This window comes from Paenibacillus sp. FSL W8-0439 (assembly GCF_038008995.1).
Classification (GTDB): Bacteria; Bacillota; Bacilli; order Paenibacillales; family Paenibacillaceae; genus Paenibacillus; species Paenibacillus polymyxa.
Window position 1 is genome coordinate 1,253,126 of the sequence record NZ_JBBPAK010000001.1, and the last position, 17,534, is coordinate 1,270,659.

The following is a 17,534-nucleotide window of genomic DNA, read 5'->3' on the forward strand; positions in this document are numbered from 1 at the left end:
CATGGACAACAAAACATTGCTTGAGAAATTGAACAGTCTTTCAATAGAAGAGAAGATCGGCCAGCTCATCCAACTGACTGGTGATTTTTTTGAAGGAGACATGGATACGGTTGTGACGGGCCCTTTGAAAAAATTGGGGCTAAACACGGACTATAATATTTATAACACGGGCTCCATATTAAACATTACCAACCCGGAAAAAATAATCCGGTTGCAAACCGATTATTTGGAAAAATCGGTTCATAAAATTCCACTGTTATTCATGGCGGATATAATCTATGGCTACCGAACCATTTTCCCAATTCCGATTGCTCAAGCATGTAGCTGGAACTATGAGGGGATAGAGAATGCGGCTTCGATTGCTGCTCAGGAGTGCTATGAGGAAGGCATTCATGTAACCTTTTCCCCCATGGTAGATATGGTTAGAGATCCTCGCTGGGGGCGGGTGATGGAATCGCCTGGAGAAGATACCTTGCTGGCGCAGAAATATGCGCAAAGCGTAGTGCTGGGAATCCAGGGCAGCAACTTGGAAGATGGAGCCGTACCAGCTCATAAAATTGCTGCTTGTGTCAAGCATTTTGCCGCTTATGGAGCACCTGTAGCGGGACGTGAATACAATGCCGTGGATCTATCGGAGCATGCATTGCGAGAATATTATTTACCTGGATATCAAGCAGCAATAGAAGCGGGTGCCAAGCTTGTCATGACGGCTTTTAATACCTTGAATGGTGTCCCTGCGACTGGAAACGAGTGGCTTAACCGTGACGTACTAAGACAGGAAATGAAGTTTGACGGTGTATTGATCTCGGATTACGCCGCTATTGAAGAGTTAATCATGCATGGTTATGCCGAGGACGAGACTTCCGCCGCCAGGCTGGCACTGCTGGCAGGTGTAGATGTGGATATGAAGACGGCAGTGTACGCTAATCAATTAAAGAATGTAATATCTGGTAACGACTATATGCTGGAGCTTCTGAATGAAGCTGTATACCGTGTCTTACAGCTGAAAAATGATTTGGGGCTGTTTGAGGACCCGTTCCGCGGATTACAGGAAATCGTTAAACGTTCAACCAGCAGCATTCTGTCAGACGAACATAAACAAGCGGCACTGTCCTTGGTAGAAGAATCCGTTGTGCTACTGAGAAATGAAAATAATGTATTGCCATTGTCAAAGGAAACGAAGATAGCTTTAATGGGTCCCTATGCAGAAGAAAATTCCACCCTGGGTATGTGGGCGATCAAGGGAGAGCAGACAGACACTATTAATTTGAAAACGGGGTTGTTACAGCTTGTTGGCCCCGACAATCTCTCGGTATGTAGAGGAAGTTATCTGCTACCTCTTGATGCAAGGGAAACCTTCGATAAATATGCGGACAAACTGGCTATTGAAACAAGCTCTGAGGAAGTTCTACTGCAAGAAGCCATTAGGCATGCAAATGAAGCAGAGGTCATAGTCCTTGCTTTGGGAGAAAGTATTTATCAGAGCGGAGAAGGTGGATCACGAACGAATCCGACGCTGCCAGAGCCACAATTGAGATTACTTCATGAATTAAGCTTATTGGGCAAAAGGATCGTTCTGATCGTATATAGTGGAAGACCTTTGATCCTTACCGATGTTGTTGAAAAGGTTGACGCTATAGTTCAGGCCTGGTATCCAGGAACGATGGGCGGAGAAGCACTGGCTAATATATTGTATGGGAAAGTAAATCCCTCTGGGAAATTAGTAATGACCTTTCCACGTAGCGTCGGTCAGATTCCGATCTACTACAATGAGCTGAATACAGGGAGACCGAATTTAAAGGAAAATGGATCTTACCGCTTTGCGTCCCGATATATAGATGAAGTAAACGAACCCTTGTATCCGTTTGGCTATGGCCTATCCTATACCTCATTTGAATACAGTCTATTAACCGTCAGCCAAAAGGAAATGAAAACAGATGAGTCAGTGGATATCCGTATTTCTGTATCCAACACTGGAACGTATGCTGGAAAAGAAACGATTCAATTATATATTCGCGATAAATTTGCAAGTGTTGCAAGGCCAGTGAAAGAATTAAAAGACTTTAGAAAAGTATTTTTACAACGTGGCGAGACTACAGTTGTGGAATTTTCAATTGATGAAGACATGCTCAAATTTTATGGGCGTGAAATGGAATACAAGAGTGAGCCAGGTGAATTTGAGGTTTATATCGGTTCAAGCTCACAGGACATTTTGCTAAGCTTTAGTTTTACTTTGTTACCGGAGGATAAACATGAATAAAAGCGACGCTTATCATCTTAAATATCATATTACTCCTCCTTACGGGCTATTAAACGATCCTAATGGACTTGCCTTTTTCAATCAACAATATCATGTGTTCTATCAGTGGAACCCCAAAGGAACCGAACATCGAAATAAATGCTGGGGCCATGTAGTTTCGAGCAATCTGGTGCATTGGCAAAGGAAAGGCATCGCGCTTGAGCCTTCGGAATGGTATGACAAGGACGGCATTTATTCCGGAGGCGCCATAGTCCATGATGAAAAGCTGTATCTGTTTTACACAGGAAATGTAATCAGGGAAGATGGAGTCCGAGAAAGCTATCAATGCGTAGCCATTTCGGAAGATGGGGAGCATTTCGAGAAAATGGGTCCTTTGTTTGAACATCCACAAGGCTATACCAGACATGTCCGAGACCCGAAAGTATGGAGAGATCGGAACGGGAACTGGTGGCTGATCGTTGGCGCTCAAAGAGAGGATTTGACTGGAGATGCGCTTATCTACAAATCTATAGATTTGTCTGATTGGGAATGCCAAGGATCATTTTTGGACCATGATCATGAATTCGGATATATGTGGGAATGCCCTGATCTACTTCAATTTGCGGAAAATGATATTTTTGTGTTCTCTCCTCAGGGCTTACCAGAAGCAGGCGAATATTATAGAAACCCTAACCAATCGGGATATGTTGTTGGGAAATTAACGAGTACAGGAAAATTCAACGGAAACCTTACCCATTTTAAAGAGCTTGATCGGGGGTTTGATTTCTACGCACCACAATCATTCAAGGTAAATGATAGAACCATTATGTTCGGATGGATGAGCGCCATGAATGAAGAAGCAGAGAGGGCTGTTCCCACCATTCAGGAAGGCTGGATTCATGCGCTGACTCTTCCTAGAGAAATCGTATTGTCTAACGGTGTGCTATACCAGAAACCATTGCCGGAATTACAATTGCTAAGAATGGACGGTGTACATTCCAAGGAGAACATTCACAAAAATAGGGTTTGGCTGCTGCCTTCCCTACAGGTGGAGTGCAATGTTCATTTTTCGAAGCTTACAGAGAACTTCAAAATGATAGTCAGAAATGCGGTGGAAATTGACTATGATTCGGAAAAAAACAGTTTAACCGTATGGAGAACCAACTGGTTGACGAACCAGAGAGAGTACAGAAAAGCAACGTTAGCCAGTCAACTTGCAGGCATGCAAATATTTATAGAAAGCTCAAGTCTGGAGATCTTTGTGAACGAAGGCGAGGAAGTATTTTCTCTGCGTTATTTCCTGGAAGATACGGAACAACGCAGTATGGTGCTTGAAGCAGGAGACAATGAAGGAGAAATTGAGATTTATCAGTTGCAGGAATGTGATGCCATAATCAATCATTAAAACTTTATTCTTATCTTTTACCTGAGAGCTACAAGTAGGCAAGGAAAGGCTGTTCATTTCTCCGTTTGCGAGAAGAACTGCCTTTTTTGTCTTAGTCGACTGAAGAGATTTCAGCTTGTGTAGGCATTTTACTATCGGTATAGTATGAGTATTAGAGTATATGACTGAATATAATTACTGTTGATTACTCATAGCTGGTTGATGAGGTGTCGTATGAAGAAAATATATGAACATATTGAAATAGACAGAAGAAAAATGATTAACCTCTTTATGTTTCAATCGACAGATACAGAAAGAGTCATCCCTATGCATTTTCACAGTAATATGGAATTAATCTACTGTACAAGTGGAAGTCTTAAGGTGTGGCATGAAGGAAAAATAACCATTTTGATGGAAAAGGATGCACTGTTCATTAATAGCAATGTACCGCACTCCACCCAAAGTATTACGGAAAACCAGGTCGTTGTATTGCAATTTCCAGCTACCTTTTTTGCCAATGAACAAGTATTCATCCAATTAAACACGCAAGAGCAACAAGTTGAACATACTATACTTTCTAAATTAAGAGAGTTATTTATGGATATATATAACCTGCATATTTCCAAAGGGAAATATGACTATATTTTAGAGCAAAGCCGAATTATTGAACTTAAGTATTTGCTTGTTAATCATTTTAGTCAGGCAGCAGACCTACAGCCGGAGGTATTTAGTGAAAAGCAGCAAAAGATAAAGACGATCATGGACTTTATTAAAGAACATTACGCTGAAAATATTAGCCTAGCGAAAACAGCTCGAATATGTGGCTATTCGGAGGCCTATTTGTCGAGAATGTTTCATGAATATACAGGTCAGACGTTTACGGAGTACAAGCAAATTCTTTGTTTGGAAAAGGCGATTGATTTATTGGAAACAACGAATAAGTCACTTACAGAAATTTCTTACGAGGCAGGCTTTCCCAACGAGAAGTCTTTTAGAAAAGCTTTTAAGGAAGTTATGGGTAAGACCCCTTATGAATATAAAAAATCAAAATTTGATCTGAGTGTGTAAACGACGCCACAAGCGCAAATTTTTTATGGATTATTTTGATAGACTAGAAACATAGGGGCTGTCCTTGAGTCATTTTATGACTATTGGGACAGCCCCTTATTTATATTTGTAGCGAATGAGTTGAGGGGATCAGCCTATCGATTATCCACCGTCTCTGGATACATATCATGGTTCATCATACGGTGTTCTGCGATTTGCTCATACTTCGTTCCCGGCTTGCCGTAGTTGGTGTACGGGTCGATAGAGATACCGCCGCGTGGCGTAAATTTGCCCCATACTTCAATGTAGCGAGGGTCCATCAGCTTAATCAAGTCATTCATGATGATATTGACGCAGTCTTCATGGAAATCACCGTGGTTGCGGAAGCTGAATAGGTACAGCTTAAGGGACTTGCTTTCAACCATTTTAATATCAGGAATGTAGCTGATGTAGATGGTCGCAAAATCAGGCTGTCCTGTAATCGGGCAAAGGCTGGTGAACTCTGGACAATTGAATTTTACAAAATAATCGCGGTACGGGTGTTTATTATCAAAGCTTTCGAGAATGGCGGGATCATAGGCAAATGTGTATTGTGTGCCTTGATTGCCAAGTAGGGTAACGTCGGTCATTTCTTCAGGTTTTCTTCCGGTCATGTTGAGTGAGGCTCCTTAAAGTTGGTTTAGTTTGGTAAAAGAGAGAGGGAGTTATGGTGGTGGGGAGGTTCGGTTCGGTTAGGCGACGCTTCGCGAAGGATTTGAGCTTCCGATCGCTGTTGAAATGGGATTCTTTCTGATAAAAGATCTATAGGTTAGAATCCCATTTCAAAGGCGAACGCTAACGCTTCTCCAGCTTCAAATCCTCCGCTCCGCTGCCGACCGCCGTCATCACCATAAAGTCCCTACCCGTTTACATGTGGGTTGGGCAGAAGTGAAATTTCGCTCCTTATATTTAAGGAGCGTTATTTTATTGAGAAACCCCGTCTCGCGGACGAGGGCTTCTCTTGATTTATAGTTATAGATGTTGAAAAGTACTACGGTGAATTTGGCGTATATTGTGTATCACATACAGACCATATGGAATATATTGTATATACGTGTTATACGCCGCGTTTGTTGCCCCATACGAGGGTGTGGAGCTGCGGGAGTACTCTTACATCGTTGAGCCGGGAATCGTCCATGACACGATCGATAAGCCATTCATAACGATGTAAAAGAGACTCTGCGATCTGCCCGGTGTTCTCCGCGTTCATATCTGGATTACCCGTCTGGAGGAACAACGGTACGTGTGGATAGCGCTCATGAACGGTGCGGGCATAGGCAAGATCGGTGTCATCGAAGATGACGACCTTCAGGCTGCATGCTCCAGCATATAGTCTGACCGATTCATCCTCTGATTTCTTTGCGGACGTTGTGATGGAGACGTTTGTTGTAGACTTGGACGCTCCAGCCATTTTCCGGTTGGTCAGACGGACCACGATATCATCCAGCACGTCCCAGTTGGTCGTCATGCCAGAGCTGGGCGGCTTCGGGGATAAGGTCACCTCATCAATATCGTACAGCCATTCCTGCCAACGGGAGCCTTGTGTTTCGACAGCTGTAGCAATGCCTTGACTGCGTAACAGGGTAATCAGCGTCCCGAGCTGTGGCAGCAGGGCGGGATTGCCTCCGGAAAGGGTCACATGCGAGAACCGTTCGCCGCCGATGGACTGTAGTTCCTGCCAAATATCAGTGGCACTGAGACGACGGATTTGATCCTTGGCGCTGCCGTCCCAGGTAAAGGCGGAGTCGCACCATGAGCAATGGTAATCGCAGCCTGCGGTACGAACAAACATCGTTTTACGACCAATGACCATACCTTCGCCCTGCACGGTGGGACCAAACACCTCCAGCACAGGAATAGGGGCTGCTTTAGCCCTGTCGGGGGTTGCCATAGGTTGGTGAGTAGTTACAGTATTAGCAGTTACATTATTACTCATCGAACATCCACTCCCGTCGGAATTCGGCGTAGCTGGTAGGTGTCTCGAACAGTCGTACAAACTCGGTACGTCCGCCTTTAACACGATTGCAGTATGCATCCGAGGTCAAGGCTGACTCCATTTGTTCAAAGATCCAGACGACCATGTTTTCTGCCGTTGTATTCATTGGAGGGAGCGTTTCATTCAAGTAACGGTGGTCCAGAAAAGGCTCAATTCGCTCTTTCCAGATCGTTTTGATATCACCAAAATCCAGCGTCAGACCTATTTCGCTCGGTATACCGCTTATGCCAAATACGACGATATAAGTATGTCCGTGCAGATTTTTGCATTTGCCTTCGTAACAGTGCAAATGGTGGGCTGCATCGAACGTAAATTGTTTGCTTACGAGTACACGCTTGCGGTGATAACGCAACTGAGAGCGTTCAATGTCTGTCCCGAACTGCTGGAGCTTGTCGACAATACGAAAGGTACCTGGCTCACGCATGGCCTTCAGCTCCTTGGGACGAAGCGCCGCGAACTGCAAGATACTGCTCCAGTCCGGCACGACGAAGATTGCAAGCAGGACATTCGCCACAGCCATCGCCAATGATGCCGTTATAGCACGTTAGTGTACGGGTTCTTACAAATTCAAAAGCTTTCAGCTCATCGGCCATTTGCCAGGTTTCGGCCTTGTTCAACCACATGAGCGGGGTATGAATCACAAAGGGATAGTCCATCGAAAGGTTCAGTGTGACGTTCAGCGATTTAATAAAGGAATCCCGGCAATCGGGATAGCCGCTGAAATCTGTCTCGCAAACGCCTGTAATGATGTGGCGCGCTCCTTTTTGCTTGGCGAGAACCGCTGCGAAGCTTAGGAACAATAGATTACGACCGTCTACAAAGGTGCTAGGCAGTTCGCCTTCCTCTTGAGTAATGTCAATGTCGGTGCGTGTGAGGGCATTCGGGGCAAGTTGGTTGAGCAGGCTCATATCCAGTACCGTTTGCGGAACACCCAGCTCGCTGGCGATTCCGGCAGCAACTTCAATTTCCTGCTTGTGGCGCTGACCGTAATCGAACGTCACAGTTTCTACTTCGGCAAAATGTTTTTTTGCCCAAAATAAACAGGTTGTACTGTCTTGGCCGCCGCTGAATACGACGACTGCTTTTTCGTTTGTAAACATAAAAAAACCTCTCGATCTTCTTGGAATGGTGTAAGACACAGAGTCTTGTCACGTGGAAGAAGGAGAGTTCTTGAACCGGCTTCAACAAAAAACAGGCCTTGCCCCGCAAATTCATTTTTCAATGCGGAGGACAAAGCATCGTTAGTTTTTTATAGAGGGAGTTCGCGAACCTCTCCCATGCGTTATGCATGGATTTTCTTCATTAGCAGCTGCCACAAGGACAGACAGCTTCATTGATAGCATTGCCATTATAGCATGGCAGGGCTATTTGATAAACACTCCACCAAATGGAATGACTTCCCTTAAAAATCGTTTGATCACGCCATCGTCGTTCATATCCTGCTGAAGTCGCCGATGATGCTCACCAGCATGAAATAGTACGGTACCGTGCCCCGTCATTTTAAAATGATAGTTCATATGCTGGCTGGCCAAATGGTTACCATATACGGTTAACTCCAGCTTGGCGTTTTCGGGATAGGCAATGACGCTGCTCGCATCGACGTAGATTGGCTCCGACGGATGAAGCTGTTCTTGACATACCAATCCCTGCGTCAAAATGCCAATGTGGCCGATACCGTCAAATTTCATTTTAATGACATCACGGCTAAACAACATGTTTTTCATGCTTAGCAGCTTGGTACGCATTTGGATGCCGGCGCTGTACCAGAACAGGTTGCGGAAATCGTATAGCAAATCGTCGCTTCCTTCCAGCTTGATCATCTTCAGACTAAAGCCAGGAGGAAGTGCGGCAATTAGCCGGCAAGCGCCTGTGAAATCGGCCTGAATCAGTTTGTGCTTGCGATACATGCCTTTAATATTCATCAGCTTATCACTGCGACCTGAGTTGGGTCCGCGATAGGCGATGATTTGCTGCGGATGCAGAACGTGCAGCTTTTCCCCTTCAGCCAGGTCGAGCGTTACGACCGAACCGACACTTTCATCATGGTGTTGTCCTGCTTGTATGTCCATTCAGACCCTTCATCCTTTCAGGCAGTTAGTATCTTCCCGAGCGTCGACGCATCCCGTAACGCAACAGTCGGATACCGATAAAATAACCGGCCAGCAGAATGATAGCCGTGATGATGAGCATTTTATTTCGGTGTGAAGTCTGATCGCGCTGGGTTTGGAGATTTTTCAGTTCTGTAACGGTGTCGTTCAGCTTGCGATTTTGCTCCAGCAGTTGGGCGTTTTGCTTCTGGTAGGTCTCGATGCTGGTACGGGCCTTTTCCAGGTCTTCCTGTGTTTGGCGGTAGCTTTCCTTGAGCTGATATACATCGCCTGGCAAACGTGAAAACTGCTCAAAGCCTTGATATACATCATCCCAATAAGCAGCATGAGCTTCGGGTACACGGGTTACTCCAAAAATAAACAAAAGCGCTATAGCAGCGCAGACAATGCGGCGGTACAAAGCAAAGCGATAAGTTGCTCGTGCCAAGTGATGTTCCCCCTTTTGAGAAACCAAGATGTTAGATGTTACAGATCATTACCCATATCACATGGTTACGTACAATATAATGATTTGGATGCAGCATTTAGAATATATAGACGACAAATACGGGAAAAGATTATCAAAAAAACTCGATTATTAGTTTAAGTGTAACCTAAAACGGGTATATCAAGGAAGCGGCAACATTCCGGCATTTTTCCCAACAAACGAATTAAGAACCATCCGCACCTGATCAGGGCTTGAACAAAATATATGAACTAGAAATATTAAAATAGATATAGAAGGAGATCTTGAAAGATGAATGAGAGAGAACAAAACTATACAATTTTAAAAATCACTGTAAATGGCAAGCCATTATCGAAGGAGCTTATCGTGGATAGCACTACTTTTGCTCCAATATCCGATATTTGCACAAATACGAAAGTATCTTTAACAGAAACTACGATTTCATAATTTTAAATATAGAAGCAGACTATCATGTAGCCCGGCAAAAGCCGGGCTATTTTTGCGTATTTATGTAATTAGAATGGATGAAAATGTTATTTGCCGAATTAGGTCCCCTTTCATAAAGATTACCATGTATAATTTTCACAATCAAACATATGTTCCCTGACAATATAGTGTCAGATAACACTGTTAATTTAGAGTTACATGTTCTTTTAGGGGGAATTTACCAGTGGTGAAGTCAATGCTCAATGTAACGTACACATGGGACAAAGAGTCTATATCGGCGAATGGGTCCAAACAAGTAAATCTACTGATAGAATGGGGCTATGGGGCTATACGTAAAAGAAAAGGGAATCTCATACCGAAGGCAGCGGGATGTGACCTTCAACTTCAGTTCATTCCAGAAAACGGGGTAAATCTATTAAAAGCTGAAGGGGTGAGGCTCGGGTTTAAACAATCAGAAAACGGAGATTGCATGCTGGTTCACTGTGGTGATGTGCGACGGGGAAAATATAGACAAGCTATTTTAACGTTTTCTATACCGGCTCACGCGTCCGGAAGACATACGATTGGAATGATCGAGTGGAGCTGGCGCAAGCCATCGCAGGAAAAGCGAACGCTGATCCGCACAGACCAGCTTTATATCCATTACACGCACCATCTTGGTCTGCTGAGCATTCCATCCAACCCGAAGGTGGAAAAATACATAAAGCTGAATGAGACGTCCCCAATTGTAAAAAAGGCATTACGTATGTATGAGAAAGGGGAGCCTGAGCGAGGGGCGTTCATCCTTACGAGACAAGCAGATGAATTGCTTATATGTGCAGCTAGAAGCGAAGACATGGATTATCTTGAGGAAGCCGAGTTACTTCTATCCATACGCAATAAATGGAGTGGGTCTTTTGTATCGTTTACTGCGTATAGTTCTAAGGTCTTTTTTAATAAGGAAATATCGTTAGGAGATGTTCGTTTTACGAAGAATAATAGGTTGAGATAGGTAATTGTGCTAGTTTATTTGTGCAAATTAGTGAGTCTAATTTACTATCTTTTTGTAAAGGAGAGACTTCCTTGACTGATCGGTTGATACGTTTAATGCGGATTATTACTATTGTTCAGGCAAATCCAGGAATATTGGCAAGAGAGCTTGCCGAACGTTGTGAAACATCAGAACGTACCATATACCGAGATATGGAGGCGCTAAGCGCTATGCATATTCCGATTACGAATATGGGGCATGGCAAGGGGTACATTTTTATTAGCAATTTTGCTTTGTATCCTCTGAATTGGACAGAAGAAGAGGCAGAGGCTTTTACCAAGCTGGGAGAGATGATGGAAACGATAAAGCCTCTTCTACCGCCAGCTTTTGAAAGTGCTTATGAGAAAGTGATGGCCTCTAGTCAGAAAAAAAAGATGGACCAGACGAGCTTCGCGCAGGAAATGAAAAATATCATCCGGCTCGGCTCGACACTTGATCGGGAAAACCAGCCCTATCTGCTCAGGCTGATTGTTTTGGCGAGTCTTACGCAGCAGACAATTGAAGCGGAATACAGCTCGCCTCAAAATGAAGATGTATCATTGGTGCAAGTAGATCCTTATTGTTTGGTTCCTCAAGATCGGCGATTCTATATGCTTGGTTTTTGTCATAAGCAATCCGCCATGAGAACCTTTCGGATCAGCCGTTTTCGGAATATGAGGATTTTGCCGTATACGTTTCAAAAAAATACATCTGAAATGGAAATGTTTTTTAAAGGCACCTGGTCGGTGACCAAAGGAAATCAAAATATTCGGTTTGTCGTACGTTTCTCTGCCGATTCTGTATATCGGGTCAAAGAAGAGGAGCTGTTCATCAAGCCTCTTCTCAAGGATTTGCCAGATGGAAGTTTGTTGTTTGAGGTGACGGTCAATCATGACCGTGAATTTCTGGATTGGCTCACATCCTATGGAGCTGAGGCCGAGATTCTGGAACCTTTACGGTACCGCAAACGTATGCAAGAAATGCTGCGAACCTGGGGGGCGTTTTACTTCGATAAAAAGGTAGGAAATCAAGAATAACAGGGGGAAGATCCCCCGGAACGGGCCGGGGAGCTATCTGCTTAACGGTCCTTAAACAGGTTGGCGAGATTGCCGAAGGGACTGTACTGCTCCTGTTCTTCTTCTGGTGAGGAGTAGACGAGCTTTGAGCCGCGACTTTCCTCATCGTCGGCAGCATTATGAACTAATGTAAGACGATCAAAATGGTACATGAAAACCTGAGCGGTGTTCACGGCATCATCCAGTGCCCGATGCTGTTGACCGTCAAAGTCAATGTTGCACAATTCCAACGCCTGAGACAGGCTCAACTGACGATACTTTCCATTGGAACTAAACAGACGGGAAATTTGCTTCTGTATATCATTTGTATTATGAATCCAACCGAGATCTACATGATGGGTACGACAATGGGATACCAGCTTCTGACGGTCATCCGGTCCCCATGCGCATAAATAATAGGGCGAATCTGTACCGAGCCAGGCAATAAATTGCTTCACAGCTTCAGGAAAGAGTGGAGCGGCATCAATGTCTCGTTGAGTAATACCCGTGAATTGAACGGTATCTGTAGAGATCACAGGTCGATTCGATGGTCTCACAAAACTGTGAAATGTATCCGCAACGAATAGGCCATCGTCTCCCTGAATAACTTTGACGGCACCGATATCAATAATTTCGGAGGAATATCTGGCGTTACGGCTAACGGTAAATTCAAGATCATAAATAATGTATTGCATATAATGGACTCCTTCCACACACATAACTGATCCCGATGGATACCGGGACAAATGTTCTCTGCCCGAATAACTCTTCTCCATCATACCTCTCGGTTCACAACTTGTCAGCGGTTAAAAGGCATGCTTTCAAAAAAAATATGCGATGTCCAAATAATCTTGGACTATCGCATATCTATAAACTCCCTGACATACAGCAGCATCCATAACCACTTGGATTTCGAACGCTGTTTATGCTAGCTATTGAATTAGGCCGGGAGGTCCAACTTTTGACCCGGATAAATACGGTGAGGATTCTTCAACTTATTCAACTGCTGAAGCTGTTGCCAGGTGGTACCGTGTTTGCGAGAAATGGCATACAGCGTATCCCCGGATTTCACAACATATACATGGCTATTTGCAGCTTGTGCAGTAGCCGATGCCTGCTGTGGCTTGCTAGCTTGGGACTTTGCAGGTGTCAACTTTGCGGGTGCCGATTTCACAGGTGCTGGTTTCGCAGCCGATGTGGAATCGGATTGCGGTATCTCCTGCAGAGGTGCTGGCGTCGTGGCTGGAGCAGACGGTACAGCTTGTGTGGCAGGGACAGAAGTTTTTCCGTCTGCCTTGGCTTCCTGAATACGGCCGGCCGCTTGTACTTGCAGGCTGGCAGAGCCCACTTTTTGCATATAGCGGATTAACGCTTCATCCAGCGATCCGAACATACCTGCCTGTGGGTATTTAGCGAACATCGTATATTGGTCACCACCTACGGCAGTAAAATCATTGGTAGCCAGTGTGTATGTTGCCTCAGGATCAAGGGCTTTTCCAGCAATCAGAATGGAGTGAACACGGTTGCCTTTGGCTGCTGAGGTGTCTATTTTGAACGAGATACCGGACACTTGCGGGAAGCCCCCGCTTGGTTCCGGGTAGGAGGCTGCGCCATTTTCCAGTGCAGCCTGAAGGTCAGAGCCTTTCACTTTCAGGGTAACGATTTGGTTGCCGAAAGGCAGTACGGTGATGATGTCTCCCTTGGTAACCGTTCCTGCTTTGATGGAAGCGCGGATGCCGCCACCGTTCGTTAAAGCCACGTCTGCTCCCGAAACGTCACGCATAGCATCAGTGAGCAGGTCGCCGAGATTAGATTCACCCGCACGTACCTTTTCGCGCGCGCCTTCCAGATCTACACTGGTTTGTGCTACAACCTCTTTAAGAATAGGTTCTTGCTCCTTCTGAATGGAGGCGATTAATGCAGCAATTTCAGCGTTGGGCTGCACGTCAGCAGCTTGAGTCGAATCGATCAGCTTCGCTTGCTTTTGGATAACCTTGCCGCCATCGACCCACAGATCCACCACACCTAGATACTTGGTGTATTCACCTGCACTAGCGATTAACGTGCCATGGTCACCGACCAGGCCTTTTTCCAACACGGTATGGCTGTGTCCATCGATGAAAATATCAATGCCAGGCACTTCCTTCACAACCTTGAGGCTGGTGTCTTTGCTGGACGCATCTTGTCCCAGGTGACCCAGAGCAACGACGACATCTACTTTGCTGCGGATTTCGTCTACTGTCGCTTTGGCTTCAGCCGCAGGGTCGGTGAATTGAATGCCCTCCACATTTTTAGGATTGGTTTTATATGCTGTTTCAGGCGTAGTTAGGCCGATAATACCGATTTTAACGCCATCTACTTCTTTAATAGTATACGGTTGGAACAAGCGTGTTCCGTCGGTTTGCTTAATGTTGGCGCTCAGTACAGGGAACTGAATCTCTTTACTCAGCTCAACCAGATGCTTCCAGCCGTAGTTAAACTCATGGTTACCTGGAACCATTGCATCATAGCGCAGCTTGTTGATTACTTTTACGATACTCTCACCATTGACCAAAGTAGCGAAGGTCGTTCCATGAACGGTATCCCCATCATCCAGCAGTAATGTATTGGGATTGGCAGCGCGATATTGATCGATGATACCCGCCAGCTTGGCGAAGCCCATTTCCTTGTCGTTAGCGACCACGTGAGCATGGGTATCATTCGTATGTAGGATGGTGATGTGTTTACCGCTGACTGGAGTCGTTGTTGTCCCCGTTCCCGCTGTTCCCGCAGTAGTAGCTGGGTCCGCTGCTGCTGTACCGAGACATCCGAACAGAAGCGCGGCGGTCGTCAAGATCGACGAGAGTTTTTTCCATGAGTTCATGTTGTTCCTTCAACCTCCCATAAAATGAATGAATTAGAGAAACCGCTTACGTCCACATTTTATCAGATGATTGTAAAAATAACTCTTATTTTATATCAAAGCACTACATTTTTTTGAGATATCGGTTGTTAAACCCACTGTCTAGTTACCTATATTGTAGAGGCAGTAATAGACAGCAACTCATAGAATAGGAACTATTGTTCTGTTTTGTGATCAAAAAAAAGGGCAGTCTCTTTGGGCAGCCCGATCCGGGGTAAATAGTGATCCAATGTTTCGTCAGCCAGCGGCGGATTGCCTGCACTCAGCAAAAGCACGGCAAAGCGATTAGCCTGCTGTTCAAATTTTCCTGGAGAAAAGTAGGAATGCTCCTCCATAAAAAAGCGACTAATACCTTTATGCAGTCGGTCATGTCCCAATTCATGCGCACAGACGAACCGTTCCCATTCTGGTGTAAGGCCATTGTGAATGACGATAAATCTTCTGCGCAGCTTGTGATAATACAACCCTTTGGTTGTGGAACCCAGATCGCAGTATCGGATATGGATGCCTAGGGCTTTTGCAATATCGAAGGGGCAATTAGTGCGGTATTTTCGGACAAGTTGGTGAATGAGTTCCTTCATACGATCACCTACTATCCCTGATCTTTGCTCGCACCGGGATCGGCGGGCTTTTTATGTTTGTTCATTTGCTTGGCTTCCCAGAACAGACCTGTCAGTACATCCTTGATTCGTTGCCGGTCTTTTTCATCCAGCGGAATGCCATCAAACATTAATTCGTCGTCTTCCTCCAGCATTTTTTTAAAATCCCGGCGGTCTTTGGAGTTTGCCCATTCTGGTACAGTAGAACGGTAAAGTTCGTGTGGGTTTTGCTCTATTGAATCATCGTCCGCCCAATATCCGGCGGCCTTCATCATTTCGGTATAGGATACGCTGAGCGCGTCCGCTATTTTGCGGAGGGTGGAGGGTTTGGGCACTCCGCGCAGCCCATTTTCGATGCGGGAAATTTGTGAATTACTAATACCTGCGGCATCTGCTAATTGGTTGATGCTCAATTGCTTGTGCTCACGCTGCTGTTTTAGGTAAGTTCCGAATGCTGGCTGTTCCACAATGGAGCTCCTTTCTGCAATAGAATCATAGAATTAGCTTTATTATACCATTAGGCAAATAGTAAAAGCACGTAATATGCCAAAAGGCATAGAAAAGTAGAGCGAATATCCTGTTTTTGGGGCTATATTGCTTTTTTTCACGATGGATACCTATCCTAAATAATGTTATGTTATACTCAAGATACGAACAAAAGGGGAACAAAATGTAAACAAGTGCGTTTTTATTTGAAAATACATCATTGTCAAAAGGCATAATATAAGGAGTGTTGCTTTTCATGAGAAATAACTTACCCGAATTAGACCGTCGCAAAACGCAGAATGCATTGGAGGGTGTATTTGAGAAATACCGGATTTATAAAACAATAACCTTTATGGATCGGGAAAGCTTTATTACTGCTGGCTATACGGATCGCCCGAACGGACCCACGAATGTGACAAGCGACCCAACGGCCCGGACTGCTGTATATAATGTAGATGCTCCTGCCGCCCGCTTGGCCTATTGCCAAATGGTGGATGCCGTAGTGAGCCGCTTGAATGAACGTGAACAGTTGCTGATCCGTGAACGTTATTTAAAGGATGATGATGTGTTCGATTACAAGGTTTACAATTATGTGCTGGACCCGCCAGTCAGCAAAGATACGTATACGAAGCTTCGCACACGTGCTTTTTACAAAATGGCGCTAGCGCTGGCAGACCAAGGCGTTCTGAATCTGGCAAACTTGCAAAAGGGTGCGGATCGCAGACTGGGGTAGGTAAATGCATAGGGGTCACAACCTGTGGCTCTATTAACCTAGACAGCAAGGAGTATGAACCGCAACGGTGAATAAGAAGCATAGGTCTCAATTAAAATAGGAACGGAGGACGGATGTATTGAGAAGTGAACCAGAAATGATGAATATCCTTATAAAGTTTGCTATGAACGATAAAAGAATACGATTGGTCACGATGGAAGGATCACGTACAAACTTCAATATTCCTCCTGATTCATTTCAAGATTATGATATTTCTTACTTTGTAACAGATATGGATTCTTTCAAGGAAAGTGATCAATGGCTCCACGTGTTTGGGGATAGGCTTATGATGCAAAAACCCGAGGATATGGAACTTTTTCCATCAGAACTAGGTAACTGGTTTTCATATATCATTCTTTTTGAGGATGGAAATAAATTAGATCTGACACTGATCCCTATAAACGAGGTAGAGGATTATTTTACGAATAGCGATGGTTTAGTTGAGGTTCTGCTCGACAAGGATGTGCTGATCCAAGAGGAAGTGATCGCAAATGACCATCAATATTGGATTAAAGAGCCCACGGCAAAGGAATTTGATGATTGCTGTAATGAGTTTTGGATGGTTTCAACTTATATCGTAAAAGGATTGGCGAGAAAAGAAATCCTGTTTGCTATTGACCATTTGCACGAGATAGCACGACCTAATTTGCTGCGAATGATGGCTTGGAAGATTGGCTCAGAGCAAGGGTACACCTTTAGCGTAGGAAAAAACTATAAATTTATAAATCAGTACCTTCCTAATGAAGATTGGGAAAGTTTACTATCCAGTTACTCTGAAAATGGCTATCGAGAAATGTGGGAGTCTTTACTTACTTGCTATGCATTGTTTAGAAAATACGCTAAGGCTGTGGCCAGAAGTTTGGAGTATGAGTATCCAGATTACGATGAAGCCATCACTAGGTATACTGCAAATATTTATAATTCATTGAATTGAACGATGTAATAACCGCCTTTTTAAAGGGCGGTTATTTTTTTGTTTGCACATCAACAATGAGATTAAACGCAT

At 44.5% G+C, this 17,534-nt stretch carries 18 protein-coding genes and 1 riboswitch; of the genes, 8 read left to right on the forward strand and 10 right to left on the reverse strand.

The window, feature by feature from the left end:
• The first annotated feature begins 1 nt into the window (after position 1).
• The 3 genes from bglX to MKX36_RS05420 all read left to right on the forward strand — a co-directional run bounded on the left by bglX (position 2) and on the right by MKX36_RS05420 (position 4,691).
• Positions 2-2,260 (forward strand): beta-glucosidase BglX, encoded by a 2,259-nt coding sequence (gene bglX / locus MKX36_RS05410; RefSeq protein ID WP_340864358.1) that lies wholly within the window; start codon positions 2-4, stop codon positions 2,258-2,260.
• Positions 2,253-3,644, forward strand: a complete 1,392-nt coding sequence (locus MKX36_RS05415; protein ID WP_340864359.1) for a glycoside hydrolase family 32 protein — start codon at positions 2,253-2,255, stop codon at positions 3,642-3,644. Before bglX ends, MKX36_RS05415 begins: the two co-directional genes overlap by 8 nt.
• Positions 3,645-3,857: 213 nt before the next feature.
• Complete coding sequence (locus MKX36_RS05420; protein WP_019686358.1) at positions 3,858-4,691, forward strand: AraC family transcriptional regulator; 834 nt, start codon at positions 3,858-3,860, stop codon at positions 4,689-4,691.
• Between the two features lie 134 nt (positions 4,692-4,825).
• Here MKX36_RS05420 and queF read toward each other — a convergent pair whose 3' ends face one another.
• From queF to MKX36_RS05450, 6 genes are all read right to left on the reverse strand, one after another.
• On the reverse strand, positions 4,826-5,323 hold the full coding sequence (queF, locus tag MKX36_RS05425; RefSeq protein ID WP_017426398.1) for a preQ(1) synthase: 498 nt from the start codon (positions 5,321-5,323) through the stop codon (positions 4,826-4,828).
• 443 nt (positions 5,324-5,766) lie between these two features.
• On the reverse strand, positions 5,767-6,645 hold the full coding sequence (queE, locus tag MKX36_RS05430) for a 7-carboxy-7-deazaguanine synthase QueE (RefSeq protein WP_340864360.1): 879 nt from the start codon (positions 6,643-6,645) through the stop codon (positions 5,767-5,769).
• The gene (queD, locus tag MKX36_RS05435) at positions 6,638-7,129 is read right to left on the reverse strand and encodes a 6-carboxytetrahydropterin synthase QueD (protein WP_340864361.1); all 492 of its coding nucleotides are present in this window, start codon (positions 7,127-7,129) and stop codon (positions 6,638-6,640) included. Before queD ends, queE begins: the two co-directional genes overlap by 8 nt.
• Positions 7,122-7,805, reverse strand: coding sequence for a 7-cyano-7-deazaguanine synthase QueC (gene queC, locus MKX36_RS05440; protein WP_016821332.1), 684 nt, complete (start codon positions 7,803-7,805; stop codon positions 7,122-7,124). The genes queD and queC overlap by 8 nt, the downstream gene beginning before the upstream one ends.
• A gap of 135 nt (positions 7,806-7,940) precedes the next feature.
• Positions 7,941-7,984, reverse strand: a riboswitch (PreQ1 riboswitch).
• 85 nt (positions 7,985-8,069) lie between these two features.
• A complete protein-coding gene (locus MKX36_RS05445; protein WP_090888202.1) occupies positions 8,070-8,774 on the reverse strand; it encodes an AIM24 family protein in 705 nt (234 codons plus the stop codon).
• 25 nt (positions 8,775-8,799) lie between these two features.
• Positions 8,800-9,240 carry a hypothetical protein gene (locus MKX36_RS05450; protein ID WP_016821330.1) on the reverse strand — a complete coding sequence of 147 codons (441 nt, stop codon included), beginning with the start codon at positions 9,238-9,240 and terminating at the stop codon, positions 8,800-8,802.
• A gap of 309 nt (positions 9,241-9,549) precedes the next feature.
• On the opposite strand from MKX36_RS05450, the gene MKX36_RS05455 reads away from it, so the two are divergent.
• The 3 genes from MKX36_RS05455 to MKX36_RS05465 all read left to right on the forward strand — a co-directional run bounded on the left by MKX36_RS05455 (position 9,550) and on the right by MKX36_RS05465 (position 11,751).
• Positions 9,550-9,705 (forward strand): hypothetical protein, encoded by a 156-nt coding sequence (locus tag MKX36_RS05455; protein WP_016821329.1) that lies wholly within the window; start codon positions 9,550-9,552, stop codon positions 9,703-9,705.
• Between the two features lie 223 nt (positions 9,706-9,928).
• Positions 9,929-10,696: a hypothetical protein gene (locus MKX36_RS05460; RefSeq protein WP_016821328.1), complete on the forward strand. Its 768-nt coding sequence runs from the start codon at positions 9,929-9,931 to the stop codon at positions 10,694-10,696.
• Between the two features lie 71 nt (positions 10,697-10,767).
• Complete coding sequence (locus tag MKX36_RS05465; protein ID WP_017426403.1) at positions 10,768-11,751, forward strand: helix-turn-helix transcriptional regulator; 984 nt, start codon at positions 10,768-10,770, stop codon at positions 11,749-11,751.
• A gap of 41 nt (positions 11,752-11,792) precedes the next feature.
• On the opposite strand, the gene MKX36_RS05470 is transcribed toward MKX36_RS05465, so the two are convergent.
• The 4 genes from MKX36_RS05470 to MKX36_RS05485 all read right to left on the reverse strand — a co-directional run bounded on the left by MKX36_RS05470 (position 11,793) and on the right by MKX36_RS05485 (position 15,737).
• A complete protein-coding gene (locus tag MKX36_RS05470) occupies positions 11,793-12,464 on the reverse strand; it encodes a 3'-5' exonuclease (RefSeq protein ID WP_016821326.1) in 672 nt (223 codons plus the stop codon).
• A gap of 245 nt (positions 12,465-12,709) precedes the next feature.
• On the reverse strand, positions 12,710-14,632 hold the full coding sequence (locus MKX36_RS05475) for a 5'-nucleotidase C-terminal domain-containing protein (protein ID WP_340864362.1): 1,923 nt from the start codon (positions 14,630-14,632) through the stop codon (positions 12,710-12,712).
• A 194-nt stretch (positions 14,633-14,826) separates the two neighbouring features.
• Positions 14,827-15,252, reverse strand: coding sequence for an ImmA/IrrE family metallo-endopeptidase (locus MKX36_RS05480; RefSeq protein ID WP_017426406.1), 426 nt, complete (start codon positions 15,250-15,252; stop codon positions 14,827-14,829).
• 11 nt (positions 15,253-15,263) lie between these two features.
• Positions 15,264-15,737, reverse strand: a complete 474-nt coding sequence (locus MKX36_RS05485; RefSeq protein ID WP_013369769.1) for a helix-turn-helix domain-containing protein — start codon at positions 15,735-15,737, stop codon at positions 15,264-15,266.
• Between the two features lie 275 nt (positions 15,738-16,012).
• Between MKX36_RS05485 and MKX36_RS05490 the strand changes: the two genes are divergently transcribed.
• Entirely contained in the window at positions 16,013-16,489 is a 477-nt protein-coding gene (locus MKX36_RS05490) for an ArpU family phage packaging/lysis transcriptional regulator (protein ID WP_017426408.1), read from the forward strand.
• Positions 16,490-16,607: 118 nt separating this feature from the next.
• On the forward strand, positions 16,608-17,462 hold the full coding sequence (gene ant(6) / locus MKX36_RS05495; RefSeq protein ID WP_123796858.1) for an aminoglycoside 6-adenylyltransferase: 855 nt from the start codon (positions 16,608-16,610) through the stop codon (positions 17,460-17,462).
• Positions 17,463-17,534: the final 72 nt, after the last annotated feature.